Origin of the sequence: Mesorhizobium sp. WSM4306 (assembly GCF_007003975.1) — a bacterium.
Lineage (GTDB): Bacteria > Pseudomonadota > Alphaproteobacteria > Rhizobiales > Rhizobiaceae > Mesorhizobium.
On sequence record NZ_VFTC01000024.1, the window covers coordinates 63,251 to 77,026 of the forward strand.

Annotated in this window: 12 protein-coding genes; 7 read left to right on the forward strand and 5 right to left on the reverse strand. The window is 64.3% G+C overall.

Features of this window, described 5'->3' with window-relative positions; translation table 11 throughout:
* Positions 1–268 precede the first annotated feature (268 nt).
* Positions 269–541 carry an usg protein gene (locus tag FJV77_RS24170; protein WP_142869108.1) on the forward strand — a complete coding sequence of 91 codons (273 nt, stop codon included), beginning with the start codon at positions 269–271 and terminating at the stop codon, positions 539–541.
* Between the two features lie 187 nt (positions 542–728).
* Here FJV77_RS24170 and FJV77_RS24175 read toward each other — a convergent pair whose 3' ends face one another.
* Positions 729–1,763, reverse strand: coding sequence for an aldo/keto reductase (locus tag FJV77_RS24175; protein WP_142869109.1), 1,035 nt, complete (start codon positions 1,761–1,763; stop codon positions 729–731).
* Between the two features lie 44 nt (positions 1,764–1,807).
* On the reverse strand, positions 1,808–2,989 hold the full coding sequence (locus FJV77_RS24180; protein ID WP_142869110.1) for an MFS transporter: 1,182 nt from the start codon (positions 2,987–2,989) through the stop codon (positions 1,808–1,810).
* Between the two features lie 125 nt (positions 2,990–3,114).
* On the opposite strand from FJV77_RS24180, the gene FJV77_RS24185 reads away from it, so the two are divergent.
* Positions 3,115–4,023 carry a LysR family transcriptional regulator gene (locus tag FJV77_RS24185; RefSeq protein ID WP_142869111.1) on the forward strand — a complete coding sequence of 303 codons (909 nt, stop codon included), beginning with the start codon at positions 3,115–3,117 and terminating at the stop codon, positions 4,021–4,023.
* A gap of 53 nt (positions 4,024–4,076) precedes the next feature.
* Here the strand turns inward: FJV77_RS24185 and FJV77_RS24190 are convergent, their stop codons facing one another.
* Together FJV77_RS24190 and FJV77_RS24195 are read right to left on the reverse strand one after the other, a co-directional pair.
* Positions 4,077–5,126: an aldo/keto reductase gene (locus tag FJV77_RS24190; protein ID WP_142869112.1), complete on the reverse strand. Its 1,050-nt coding sequence runs from the start codon at positions 5,124–5,126 to the stop codon at positions 4,077–4,079.
* 112 nt (positions 5,127–5,238) lie between these two features.
* Complete coding sequence (locus FJV77_RS24195) at positions 5,239–5,901, reverse strand: YggS family pyridoxal phosphate-dependent enzyme (protein WP_142869113.1); 663 nt, start codon at positions 5,899–5,901, stop codon at positions 5,239–5,241.
* Positions 5,902–6,048: 147 nt separating this feature from the next.
* Between FJV77_RS24195 and leuS the strand changes: the two genes are divergently transcribed.
* Positions 6,049–8,676, forward strand: a complete 2,628-nt coding sequence (gene leuS / locus FJV77_RS24200) for a leucine--tRNA ligase (protein ID WP_142869114.1) — start codon at positions 6,049–6,051, stop codon at positions 8,674–8,676.
* Positions 8,663–9,259: an LPS assembly lipoprotein LptE gene (gene lptE / locus FJV77_RS24205; protein WP_246691372.1), complete on the forward strand. Its 597-nt coding sequence runs from the start codon at positions 8,663–8,665 to the stop codon at positions 9,257–9,259. The genes leuS and lptE overlap by 14 nt, the downstream gene beginning before the upstream one ends.
* Positions 9,260–9,479: 220 nt before the next feature.
* Here lptE and fsa read toward each other — a convergent pair whose 3' ends face one another.
* On the reverse strand, positions 9,480–10,136 hold the full coding sequence (fsa, locus tag FJV77_RS24210) for a fructose-6-phosphate aldolase (RefSeq protein WP_142869115.1): 657 nt from the start codon (positions 10,134–10,136) through the stop codon (positions 9,480–9,482).
* A gap of 91 nt (positions 10,137–10,227) precedes the next feature.
* Here fsa and FJV77_RS24215 point away from each other — a divergent pair, with 91 nt between their 5' ends.
* The 3 genes from FJV77_RS24215 to FJV77_RS24225 all read left to right on the forward strand — a co-directional run bounded on the left by FJV77_RS24215 (position 10,228) and on the right by FJV77_RS24225 (position 13,624).
* Entirely contained in the window at positions 10,228–12,411 is a 2,184-nt protein-coding gene (locus tag FJV77_RS24215; protein WP_142869116.1) for a primosomal protein N', read from the forward strand.
* 37 nt (positions 12,412–12,448) lie between these two features.
* On the forward strand, positions 12,449–13,144 hold the full coding sequence (locus FJV77_RS24220; protein ID WP_142869117.1) for an aspartate/glutamate racemase family protein: 696 nt from the start codon (positions 12,449–12,451) through the stop codon (positions 13,142–13,144).
* 84 nt (positions 13,145–13,228) lie between these two features.
* Entirely contained in the window at positions 13,229–13,624 is a 396-nt protein-coding gene (locus tag FJV77_RS24225; RefSeq protein WP_142869118.1) for a DUF4345 family protein, read from the forward strand.
* Positions 13,625–13,776: the final 152 nt, after the last annotated feature.

Below are 13,776 nucleotides of genomic sequence, written 5' to 3' on the forward strand. Positions count from 1 at the left end.
TTCATTGGCGGAATCGCGGCGATGCGGCCGCGAATTCGCGCGCATTATTAACAGTTCCGGGATGACGGCAACATTAGACGTTGGATTCGCGCGGCGGGATGCCGCAGTCGTGGATTCAGCGGCTATCAGCACTCTGCCAAGGCCGCTGCTAACTGCATGTTTTAGCGTGGGAAATGCCCGCGACGATCAAAAAAAATCAATAGACAGTTAAGCAAGTGAGCGCAGAATCCAACATTGGGAGGAAAGGAGATCGACGCAGGGGGCTGCAATGCGTGACCATGCCGAAATGGACTTGATGCTCAAAGGCTATGGGCTGACCACGGCCAAGATTCTCTATCACTTCCCCGACCACCCGCACCTGCTGCAGAGCTTCATCTGGCAGGACTACGACCTCGCACCGAAATTTCCGGTGCTGATCAAATTCATCGAATTCTGGCAGGCCAAGCTCGACGGCCCGCTGCATTCGGTGACCTACACGCACCAGAAGCTGATCGCGCCGAACGAATGGCGCAAGGTGGATGGGGAGTTCGTGCTGCACTGAGCGGCGCGGATAATCTCTCCCCCCTTGAGGGGGAGATGGCCGCAAAGCGGCCAGAGGGGGTCGTCTCACATAGAGCGCCGACGCCCTTGGATGGAGCGATGAAGTCGGCGCTCCACGCGCAACGACCCCCTCTGTCGCCTTCGGCGACATCTCCCCCTCGAGGGGGGAGATTGGGCAACGCTGGTCCTCACACCGCCGGCGGGTTCAGCCGCGCAAAGCCTTCCTGACGGCGATAGGGGAAGTACGGGTAGGGTGCGGTAACCTCGCTTGCCGCGTCGAGTTTTTTCACCTGCTCGGGCGTCAACGCCCAGTCGACAGCGCCGAGGTTCTGGCGCAGCTGCTCCTCGTTGCGGGCGCCGATGATGACCGACGAGACGGTCGGGCGCTGTAGCAGCCAGTTGATGGCGATCTGCGGCACGGTCTTGCCGGTCTCTTCGGCCACGGCGTCGAGCGCATCCATGACCCGGTAGAGATGCTCGTTGGCGACCGGCGGGCCGAAATCGGCGGTGTCGTGCAGCCGGCTCTTTTCCGGCAGCGGCTGGCCGCGGCGGATCTTGCCGGTCAGGCGGCCCCAGCCGAGCGGGCTCCACACCAGCGCGCCGACGCCCTGGTCGAGGCCGAGCGGCATCAGCTCCCATTCATAGTCGCGGCCGACCAGCGAGTAGTAGACCTGATGCGCGGCGTAGCGGGAATAACCGTGCTTGTCGGCTTCCGCCAGCGACTTCATCACTTGCCAGCCGGAGAAGTTGGAGACGCCGACATAGCGCAGCTTGCCGGCGCGTACGAGATCGTCCAGCGTCGACAGCACTTCCTCGATTGGTGTGCCGGCGTCGAAGGCGTGCAGCTGCAAAAGGTCGATGTAATCAGTGCCGAGGCGCTTCAGTGCCGCGTCCACGGATTTGATCAGCCGCGAACGCGACGAGCCGTAATCGGCCGGGCCGTCACCCATCGGCAAGGACGTCTTGGTCGAGATCAGTACCGCGTCTCGGCGGCCCTTGATGGCTTCGCCCAGCACCTCTTCGGAAGCGCCATTCGAATAGACATCGGCCGTGTCGAACAGATTGACGCCGGCCTCGAGGCAGATGTCGATCAGCCGCCGCGCCTCCTTGGCGTCGCTGTTGCCCCAGGCGCCGAACAGGGGGCCGGAGCCGCCGAAAGTGCCGGCGCCGAAGGAGAGTGCGGGCACTTTCAGGCCCGATGCGCCGAGACGTCGATAATCCATTGTTTTCTCCTTGGATGATCTGGAAGCGGGTTTGCGAGTGATGCTTATGACTGGGCGCAGACCGGCGCGCCGAGCGCTGGAGTGCGGTCGAGACGTAGCGCCAGGGCGGCGACGCCGAGGGCCGCGACCGGCAGCAAGGTGGCGACCCAGGTCAGCGAGCCGAGGCCGAGGCCATGAGCAATCACCGCGCCGCCGAGCCAGGCGCCGGCGGCATTGCCGAGATTGAAGGCGGCGATGTTGAAGGACGAGGCGAGGCTCTGGCCGGCACCTTGCGCCTTTTCCAGCACCCACATCTGCAGCGGTGCCACGGTGGCGAAGGCTGCGGCGCCGAGCAGGCCGACATAGATGACGGCCATGACCTGGCTGTGGACGGCGAAGGTCATGGTTGCCAGCACCAGCGCCAGCACCACGAGGCTGCCGAGCACCGCCGGCACCAGCCAGCGGTCGGCAACCTTGCCGCCAAGCAGATTGCCGGCGATGAGGCCGCCGCCGAAGACGAGCAGGATCGGCGACACGGCCGCTTCCTTGAAGCCGCTGATCTCGGTCAGCAGCGGGGCGATATAGGTGAAGACGGCGAAGACACCGGCATAGCCGAGCACGGTGGTGGCAAGGCCGAGCAGCACGGGTGTACGGCGCAGCACGGCGAGATCGGCGCGCAAATTGGTCTTTTCGGGGGCTTCCTGGCTGCGTGGCACCAGAAGGAGGATGACGGCGAAGGCTGCCAGACCGACCAGGGTTACCGCCCAGAAGGTGGCGCGCCAGCCGAAGGCCTGGCCGAGCCATGTCCCGAAGGGCACGCCGAGAATGTTGGCGATGGTGAGGCCGGTGAACATCAGCGCGATCGCCGAGGCCTTCTTGTTGGGTGCGACCAGACCGGTGGCGACCACCGAGCCGACGCCGAAGAAGGTGCCGTGGGCAAAGGCGGTGATGATGCGGGCGCCCATCAGCGTCCAGTAGTCTGGCGCGAGCGCACAGGCGAGGTTGCCAATCGTGAAGATGGCCATCAGCGCCAAAAGCACGATCTTTCGCGGCCAGTTGCCGGTGGCGATGGTCAACAGCGGTGCGCCGATGACGACGCCAAGTGCATAGCCTGAGATCAGCTGGCCGGCGGCCGAGATCGAGACGCCGAGATCTTTGCTGACATCGATCAGGAGGCCCATGATGACGAATTCGGTGACACCGATGCCGAAGGCACCGGCGGCGAGGGCATAGAGAGCAAGAGGCATGGCGGTTTCCACTTCCAAGACGATGAGCGCCTTGTCCAATCCGCGCCCCGACCCAACAGATCGTGCACCCACGCCTTGTGAACCAGACTTGCCTTAGGCATATTTCCTGTGAAATAGATTCACAGATGGCCAGGCCCGACATCAACCGCTCCGGCGAGATCGAAGTGTTCGTGCGCGTCGTCGAGGCGGGCAGCTTTTCGGCTGCCGCTCGCGCGCTGCGCATGACGCCGTCGGCGGTCAGCAAACTGATCGCACGGCTGGAGGCACGGCTCGGGGCGCGGCTGGTCAGCCGCTCGACGCGCAAGCTGCAGCTGACGCCGGAAGGGACGGCCTTCTACGACAGCGGGGTGCGCATCCTGGCCGACATGGCGGCGGCCGAACGCGAGGCCGCGGTGGGTGCGGCACCGCGCGGACGGCTGCGCGTCAACAGCTACGTGCCGTTCGGGGTGCACCGGCTGATCCCGCTGCTGCCGCGCTTCCTCAAACGCTATCCTGAGATTTCGGTCGATCTCGTGCTGACCGACAGTGTCATCGACCTGATGCAGGAGCGCGCCGACGTCGCCATCCGCGCCGGTCCGCTCGGCGAATCGCGGCTGGTGGCCCGCAAGCTCGGGCAATGTCGGATGGTGGTCGTTGCCGCGCCGTCCTATCTCGGCACCCACGGCACGCCGCTGAAACCGGCCGATCTCGACCGGCACAATCGCATGGCTTTCGGCTTTGTCAGGCATGTCGATGGCTGGAAGTTTGTCGACGCAGCCGGCAATGCCATCTTGGTTCCTATAATCGGAAACACATTGGTCAGCGATGGCGAGTCGATGCGGCTGATGGCGGTTGGCGGCGCCGGCATCGCCCGGCTGGCGCATTGGCATGTGGCTGATGACATTGCGGCGGGCCGGCTGACGGCGCTGCTGGAAGACTTCAATCCGGGCGATGAGGAACCCACCCACGCCGTCTATGTCGGCCAGGGCCGGCATTTGCCGGCACGGGTGCGGGCGTTTCTCGACTTTCTGGTCGAGAGCGTGCGGATGACCTGAACGGATGTTGGGGAACCAGATGGCCCCCAAGCATCAGATCGACAGTGATCGAGCTACTTCTTCGACGTGAACGGCGCCGGGCGGCGGCCGGCACCCTGGCGCTCCAGCATCCAGCCGGGATATTCGGAGGGCAGCGCGCTGACCTCGTCCAGTTTGGCGAGATCGTCAGCGTCGAGCTTCACATCGGCGGCGGCAAGGTTCTGCTCCAGCTGCTCCATGCGGCTGGCGCCGATGATGACGCTCATGACGAAGGGTTTGGCCAGCACATAGCCGAGCGCCACGGTGGCGACGCTGACGTCGTGCTTCTTGGCGATGTCGCGCATGACGGCGACAGTTGCCCAGGCGCGGTCCTCATTGACCGGCGGGAAGTTGAAGGCGGCGCGGCGGCCTTCGCCATTGCCGGGCGCGCCGGGACCGTATTTGCCCGACAGCAGGCCACCGGCCATCGGCGACCACACCATCAGCCCGAGTTTCTCCTCGTTGATGAGCGGCACGATCTCGCGCTCGAGGTCGCGGCCGGCGATCGAATAATAGGACTGGATGGTCTCGAAGCGGGAAAAGCCCTTGCGCTCGGCAATGCCCAGCGCCTTGGCGATGCGCCAGGCCTGCCAGTTGGAGACGCCGACATAGCGAACCTTGCCGCTGGCGACGAGATCGTCGAGCGCCCGCAGCGTCTCGTCGATCGGCGTCACCGTGTCGGTGCCGTGCAGCTGGTAGAGGTCGATATGGTCGAGCTGCAGCCGCTCCAGGCTAGCGTCGACCGAATCCATGATGTGGCCGCGCGAGGAGCCACGCTCGTTCGGACCCTGGCCCATGGCGCCGTGGACTTTGGTGGCGATGATGACGTCCGAGCGCTTGACACCGAGATCCCGGAGCGACTGGCCGAGCAGGCGTTCGGACTGGCCGAACGAATAGACGTCGGCCGTGTCGAAGAAATTGACGCCGGCGGCGATGGAGCGGGCAACGATGTCGTTGACGCCCTTCTGGTCGAGACTGGCGATCAGGCCCCATTGAGCATTCTCGCCGGCGGCGCCGAAGGTCATGGTGCCGAGGCAGAGTTCGGAGACGAACATCCCCGTATTTCCGAGTTGATTGTAGCGCATGGTGGCGGCTCCAGAAGATTTGGTGAGGGCACACCTCATATAGGAACGGGCCGTTTCGTTTCCAGCATTGGCGCAACGGAGTTGCTGAACTGGTCCAACCGTCCGATTGGCCTTACCGGCTGCCGAAGATTGCCGAGCCGACCCGGACGCTGGTGGCGCCGAAGGCGATCGCTGTTTCATAATCGCCGGACATGCCCATCGACAATTTTGCGATGCCGGCCTCCTTGCTGAGCTTTTCCAGCAACGCGAAATGCGGGCCGGGGTTTTCGTCCGCCGGCGGGATGCACATAAGGCCTTCGATGGCGAGACCGTGGACATCACGGCAACGAGTGACGAAGGCAACGGCGTCGCGCGGCTCGATGCCGGCCTTTTGCGGCTCCGAGCCGGTGTTGACCTGAACATAGAGCTTTGGCGTGCGGCCTTGGCGCACGATCTCTTTGGCCAGTTCGGCGGCGATCTTCTCGCGGTCGACGGTCTCGATGACGTCGAAGAGTGCGACGGCTTCTTTCGCCTTGTTCGACTGCAGCGGGCCGATCAGATGCAGCTCGATGTCGGGGAATTCCTGTTTCAGCGCCGGCCATTTGGCCTGCGCTTCCTGGACGCGGTTTTCGCCGAATACGCGCTGGCCGGCTTCGATGACCGGGCGGATGGCGTCGGCCTCAAAAGTTTTCGACACGGCAACCAGCGTCACGGAACCGGCGTCGCGGCCGGCTTCGCGCTCGGCAGCGGTGATCCTCGACTTGACGGCGAAAAACTGTTCGACGGCGCTGGCCATGCCTATATCCTGCCTGTCTTTCTAGCCCTCGCCGGCTCGCCGCAGTTGACGGGTCCGGCAATCCATGGTGAACACCGCGACGACATTTACCTTGGCCACCGGGCCTTGTCCGGCGGCTTGCGCCTGCTTTTAAGTGAAAATCATCCGATGGCAACCGAACGATACAATCCGCGCGCGTCAGAGCCCAAATGGCAGAAAGCCTGGGCCGAAAAGAAGCTGTTCGAAGCGCACAATGACGATCCGAAGCCGAAATACTACGTGCTGGAGATGTTCCCCTACCCGTCGGGGAAGATCCATATCGGCCATACCCGCAACTACACGATGGGCGACGTGGTGGCGCGCTACAAGCGGGCCAAGGGCTTCAATGTACTGCATCCAATGGGCTGGGACGCCTTCGGCATGCCGGCCGAAAATGCGGCGATGCAGAACAAGGTCCATCCCAAGGAATGGACCTACGCCAACATCGCCGCCATGCGCGAACAGCTCAAGATGATGGGCCTGTCGCTGGACTGGGCGCGTGAGTTCGCCACCTGCGACGTCGACTATTACCACCGCCAGCAGATGCTGTTCCTCGATTTCGTCGAGAAGGGGCTGGTGACGCGCAAATCCTCCAAGGTCAACTGGGATCCGGAGGACATGACGGTGCTCGCCAACGAGCAGGTCATCGACGGGCGCGGCTGGCGCTCGGGCGCGCTGGTCGAACAGCGCGAGCTGACGCAGTGGTTCTTCAAGATCACCGATTATGCGCAGGACCTCCTGGATTCGCTGAACGGGCTCGGCGAGTGGCCGGAAAAGGTCAAGCTGATGCAGCAGAACTGGATCGGCCGCTCGGAAGGGCTGCTGATCCGCTGGCCGCTGGCAGCACCCGTCGGCGACACGAACGAGCTGGAAGTCTATACGACCAGACCCGACACCATCTTCGGCGCCTCGTTCATGGCGGTTGCCGCCGACCACCCGCTGGCCAAAAAGGCCGCCGAGAGCAATGTCGAGCTGGCCAAGTTCATCGACGAGGTCAGCCACATGGGCACGTCGGTGGCCGCGCTGGAGACGGCCGAGAAGAAGGGCTTCGACACCGGCATCCGCGTCGTCCATCCGTTCGACGACTCGTGGACGCTGCCGGTCTATGTCGCCAATTTCGTGCTGATGGAATACGGCACCGGCGCCATTTTCGGCTGCCCGTCGGGCGACCAGCGCGACCTCGACTTCGCCAACAAATACGGCCTGCCGGTGACCCCGGTGGTGATGCCGGAAGATGCCGATGCAAAAACCTTCCAGATCACGGAAGAGGCCTATGTCGACGATGGCGTGATGATCAATTCGCGCTTCCTCGACGGCATGAAGCCGGAACAGGCGTTCGACGAAGTCGCGACGCTGCTGGAGCAGAAGACGATCGGCGGCCGGCCGATGGCCGAGCGCAAGGTGAACTTCCGCCTGCGCGACTGGGGCATTTCGCGCCAGCGCTACTGGGGCTGCCCGATCCCGATGATCCATTGCGAGGATTGCGGCGTGGTGCCGGTGCCGAAGGCCGACCTGCCAGTCAAGCTGCCCGACGACATCGAGTTCGACCGGCCCGGCAATCCGCTCGACCGTCACCCGACCTGGCGGCATGTCAAATGCCCGCAATGCGGCAAGGATGCGCGGCGCGAGACCGACACGATGGATACATTCGTCGATTCGTCCTGGTATTTCGCGCGTTTCACCGCGCCCTGGGCCAATGAGCCGACCGAGCCGAAGGCTGCCGATGATTGGCTGGCTGTCGACCAGTATATTGGCGGCATCGAGCATGCGATCCTGCATCTGCTCTATTCGCGCTTCTTCACCCGCGCCATGCGTGCGACCGGGCATCTCGACCTCGCCGAGCCGTTCAAGGGCCTGTTCACGCAAGGCATGGTGGTGCACGAGACCTACCGCGTCGGCGGCGCCTCGACCAATGGGCGCTGGCTGTCGCCGGCAGAGGTAAGGATCGAGGATGCCGGCGGCAAGCGCCGCGCCATCGAGATCGCCACCGGCGAAGAGGCGGCGATCGGCTCGCTCGAAAAGATGTCGAAGTCGAAGAAGAACACGGTGAGCCCGGAAGACATCACCGACGGCTACGGCGCCGACACCGCGCGCTGGTTCATGCTGTCGGATTCGCCGCCGGAGCGCGACGTCGAATGGACCGACGATGGCGCCGCCGGCGCGCATCGCTTCATCCAGCGCGTCTGGCGCCTGGTGTCGATCGCCGCCGAGACGCTCGACAGCGTCAAGCCGCAGGCGGCGAAGGAAGGCGAGGCCGGGGCCGTTTCCAAGGCCGCGCACAAGATCCTGAAGGCTATCGGCGAGGACATCGAGAAGCTCGGCTTCAACCGCGCCATCGCCCGCATCTACGAGCTGGCCAACGCCTTGACCACGCCGCTCAATGACGTCGCCGAGGGCAAGGCCGATGCAGCGCTCAAAGGCGCCTGCCGCGAGGCCGTGGAGATCCTGGTGCATGTGGTTGCGCCGGTCATGCCGCATCTGGCGGAGGAGTGCTGGCACACGCTGGGCGGCACCGATCTGGTCGCCGAACGGCCGTGGCCGGTCTACGATCCGGCGCTGGTCGTTGACAACGAAATCGTGCTGCCGGTCCAGGTCAACGGCAAGAAGCGTGGGGATTTGACAATTGCCCGCGACGCGGACCAAGGTGCGGTCGAAAAAGCGGTGCTGGCCCTCGACTTCGTGCAAAAAGCGCTGGAAGGTAAGGCGCCCCGCAAGGTGATCATCGTGCCGCAGAGGATCGTCAATGTCGTTACTTGACTGCAGAAGGATGGGGCCTGATCTGAAAAAGACGACGCGTTTGCTGCGCCGCGCCGCGCTGTACGGCATGGTCGCCTCGATGGCGCTGGTTTCGGCCTGCACGGTCAGGCCGCTCTATTCCAGCGCGCCGCTGACGGCAGGCTCGACCGTTAGCGCTTCAGCCGAACTGGCGTCGATCGCGGTCAAGCCGGTCAAGACCCGCTACGCCCAGCAGGTCCGCAACAATCTCATCTTTGCCTTTGGCCAGGGCGCTGGCGAGCCGCCAGCGCCGGTCTACACGCTCGATCTCGGCGTCACCGAACTGGTCGAATCGGCCGCGGTGGTGCAGGTCCAGACCGACGAGGATGAACCGACCGCAGGCACGGTGACGCTGACGGCGAACTATGTGCTGACCGATGCCAAGACCGGTGCGGTCATCGCCACCGGCAAGCGCTCGATCCCGTCATCCTTTGACAAGCCAAGGCAGGAGTTCGCCTCCTACCGGGCGCAGCTCGACGCCGAGAACCGCGCCGCGCGCGAACTGGCTGAAATGGTGAGCCTGTCGGTCGCCCAGGACATAATCAAGCACGGCAAAAAGGCCTGATAGACCGTTTGGAAATTCTACTCTGGCGGCCATCTGACGGCGTTTTCTGCGCTTCCGGTGCTCACGGACTAGAATGTCCGCTGCGCTCCGGTTCTCGAAATCACCCCCATATGACTCGCCAGAGCGAATTTCGAAACGGTCTCTGAGCGTGACCAGCTTTAGCTGATCGCAATAAAAAAGACCGGTTTCCCGGCCTTTTTTATTGGTGTCGACCTTGGGGTCAGCCGATCTTCTGGCCGGTCTTGGCCCAGTCGGCGAGGAACTGCTCGAGGCCCTTGTCGGTCAGCGGGTGCTTGACCAGTGCCTTTAGCGTCGCCGGCGGCGCGGTGATGACATGGGCGCCGATCAGCGCCGCCTGCTTGACGTGGTTCACCGTGCGCACCGACGCGGTCAGGATCTCGGTCGGGTAATCGTAATTGTCGTAGATCTGCTTGATCTCGGCGATCAGCTCCATGCCGTCGGAGCCAGTGTCGTCGATGCGGCCGACGAAGGGCGAGATGAAAGAGGCGCCGGCCTTGGCTGCCAGCAGCGCCTGGTTGGCCGAGAAGCACAGCGTCACATTGACCATGCGGTTCATCTCGGTGCGGATCGTCCTGCAGGCGCGCAAGCCGTCGAGCGTCAGCGGCACCTTGATGCAGACATTGTCGGCGATCGTGGCCAGGATCTTGGCCTCGGCCATCATGTCCTTGTATTCGGTGGCGACGACCTCGGCCGAAACCGGGCCCTTGACGATATCGCAGATCTGCTTGGTGACATCGGCGATCTTGCCGCCGGACTTCAGGATCAGCGAGGGATTGGTGGTAACGCCGTCGAGCAGCCCCAGGTCGTTCAGTTCCTTGATGTCCTTGATGTCTGCGGTGTCGACAAAAAATTTCATGGGGGGTCTCCTGAAAGATTTCCATGTGCAGGTCATGCACATTCGGGGTTGCCCTTTGATCTAGACCAAAGTCGGGGCAAGGTCACGCCCGATGATCGAAGATTCGCCCTTTGTCGCAGCCGCGCCGGTGCTGGTGCCGATGCCCGCCGAACGACCCTACACCTATGCGGTGCCCGCCGGCATGCGCGTGGTGCCGGGCTCGATCGTGCGCGTGCCGCTGGGACCACGCCAAGTTGCCGGCATCGTCTGGGATGGCGTGACCGAACAGGTCGACGCGAAGAAATTGCGGCCGATCGAGCAGGTTTTCGACTGCCCGCCGATCGATCGCGGCATGCGCCGCTTCGTCGACTGGCTGGCGCAATACACGCTGTCGCCGCCCGGCATGGTGGCGCGCATGCTGCTCAGGGCGCCGGAGGCGTTCGATCCCGAACCGTGGATCGAGGGCCTGCAGCGGACGCTTCTCATGCCCGATCGGATGACGGATGCGAGGACACGCGTGCTGGAGACGGCGGAAGGTGGCCTCGCCTGGACACGCTCCGGGCTGGCGCATGCTGCCGGCGTGTCGTCGACGGTGATCGAGGGGCTCAGGGCGCAAGGCGTGTTCGAGACGGTGATGATCCCGCCGCGACCGGTGGTCGCAGCGCCCGATGCCTCTTACGCCCTGCCGGAGCTTATGCCGGACCAGGCTGATGCGGCCGCCATGCTGCGCGCCAATGTCGCGGCCGGTGCTTTCAACGTGACGCTTCTCGACGGTGTTACCGGATCGGGCAAGACGGAAGTCTATTTCGAGGCGGTGGCGGCGGCTCTCGACCAGGGCAAGCAGGTGCTGATCCTGTTGCCGGAAATCGCGCTGACCCACGCTTTCCTCGAACGCTTCCAGCAGCGCTTCGGCGCCAAGCCGGCCGAATGGCATTCCGATCTGCCGCCAAGGATGCGTGAAAAGGTCTGGCGACAGGTGGCGGAAGGCGGCGTGCGCGTCGTCGCCGGAGCGCGTTCGGCGCTGTTCCTGCCGTTCCGGGAGCTCGGCCTGATCGTCGTCGACGAGGAACACGACCCTGCCTACAAGCAGGAGGACCGCGTCTTCTACAATGCCCGCGACATGGCGGTGGTGCGCGGCCATATCAGCAGCTTTCCGGTGGTGCTGGCATCAGCGACGCCGTCCGTCGAAAGCCGGGTCAATGCGCAGCAGGGCCGCTACAGCAGGGCGGTGCTTTCGGCGCGCTTTGCCGAGGCCGCCCTTCCCGACCTCAAGACCATCGACATGCGCCGCGCGCCGCCGACGCGCGGCGGCTTCCTGTCGCCGCTGCTGATCGACCAGATGCAGCGCACGCTGGAGAAAAAAGAACAGTCGCTGCTGTTCCTCAACCGGCGTGGCTATGCGCCGCTGACACTGTGCCGGGTCTGCGGCCACCGCTTCGGCTGCCCGGTCTGCTCGGCCTGGCTGGTCGAGCATCGCTTTCGCGGCCAGCTCGTCTGCCATCATTGCGGGCACAATGAGAAGCGGCCGGAGGCCTGTCCCGAATGCGGCACGCTTGACCATCTCGTCGCCTGTGGGCCGGGAGTCGAGCGCATCGCCGAAGAGGTTGTGGCGCATTTCCCCGACGCGCGCACCATCGTCTTGTCCTCCGACCTGATGGGCGGCGTGCGGCGGCTGCGGCTGGAGCTGGAGGCCATCGCCAATGGCGAGGCCGATATCGTCATCGGCACGCAGCTGGTCGCCAAAGGGCATAACTTCCCCAACATGACGCTGGTCGGTGTCGTCGATGCCGATCTCGGTCTCGCCAATGGCGATCCGCGCGCGGCCGAGCGCACCTTCCAGCTGCTCAGCCAGGTGACCGGTCGCGCCGGCCGCACCGGCAAGAAAAGCCTTGGCCTGCTGCAGACCTTTCAGCCCGACCATCCGGTGATGCGGGCGATTGTCTCGGGCGACGCCGAGGCGTTTTACGAGCGCGAGATCACTGAGCGCGAACGGGCCGCGCTCCCACCCTTCGGCCGGCTCGCCGGCGTCATCGTCAGCGCGGTGACGCGAGCGGAGGCCGAAGGGCATGCGCGCGGCCTGCGGCGCGCCGCACCCCAGGCCAGCGACCTGTTCGTGCTTGGCCCGGCCGAGGCGCCGCTGTCCCTGCTTGGCGGGCGCCACCGCTTCCGCTTGCTGATCCAGGGCGAGCGGCGGGCCGACATGCAAGGCTTCATCCGCACCATGCTGGCTGAAGGGCCGAAGCAACGCGGCTCGGTTCGCGTACAGGTCGACATCGACCCGCAGAGCTTTTTGTGAGATCGACAATGCACCTTGTATCGGAGCCGCGAACGCTATGAAAACACTTGGCTTGCTCGGTGGCATGAGCTGGGAATCGACGGCGATCTATTATCGCCTGCTCAACGAGATCGTGCGCGAGCGGCTGGGCGGGTTGCACTCGGCCAAGCTGTTGCTCCATTCCTTCGACTTCGCCGAGATCGCCGAGCGGCAGCATCACGGCGACTGGGACGGTGCGGGCGTGCTTCTGGCGGACGCCGCGCGCAAGCTGGAGGCGGGCGGCGCGGAAGGGCTGCTGATCTGCACCAACACCATGCACAAGCTCGCCGGCCAGGTGCAGGCGGCGGTGTCGATCCCGCTTATCCACATCGCCGATGCCACGGCAGTCGCGGTCAAGGGCGCCGGCGTCAGACGGCCGGCGCTGCTGGCGACGCGTTTCACCATGGAGCAGGATTTCTACAAGGGCCGGCTGGCCGACAAATATGGCCTCGAGCCGGTGGTGCCGGGCCAGGCCGGCCGCGACATGGTGCATCGGGTGATCTATGACGAGCTCTGCCAGGGCATCGTCAGCGCGCCATCGAAGGCGGCCTACCTCGACGAGGTCGCCCGCTTGCGGCGCGATGAAAAGATTGACGGCGTCATCATGGGCTGCACCGAGATCACCATGCTGATCGGCGCACGGGATTTCGACATTCCGGTGTTCGACACCACGCGCATCCATGCCGAGGCCGCAGTCGAGTTCGCCCTCGCTTGATTTCCTACCGTCGCCATCTGGCGCGCTGTTTCCCGTTCGTTAGAATGGCCGCGATTTCAAACAGCCATTTATCGAGGGGACAAGATGGAATTTGCGTTTCCGTGGCCGACCAGCCAGGGCGAGTGGCTGGCGTGGTCGAGCGCCGTGGTCACCTTGGCGCTGGGCTTGCTGTTTTTCCTCATGCCGGGTCTCGCCTTCCGGATCCTTAGGCTGCAGGTTCGGCCGGAGAAGGCAGCGGCGATCGCCGAAGGGCGCGGCCGCATGTCCGGCTTCTATCTCGGCGTCAGCCTGTGTTGCATCCTGCTCGCGCAGCCGTGGCTCTATATGGCGCTCGGCTTCTCCTGGCTGTTCACCGCTTTCGGCCGTTTGCTGTCGATGATGTCGGATGGCGCGAACACGCCTTTCAACTGGGCGTCGATCATTGTCGAGCTGGTGCTGGCCGCGTTGCCGCTCGCCTTCGTCTTCGGCTTTCTGCCCTGAATCGGCAGCCAATCCAAAGGCTTCGGTTGAACTCTGCTGCCGGATGCGACAATAGTGCCTGAAATGCATGCGGAACGACGCATTGCGGTCTTAAAATGCCTGTGCTAGACGGCAATCGACTTTCGGCCGGGGATAGCGGAAGCCGCGTCTTC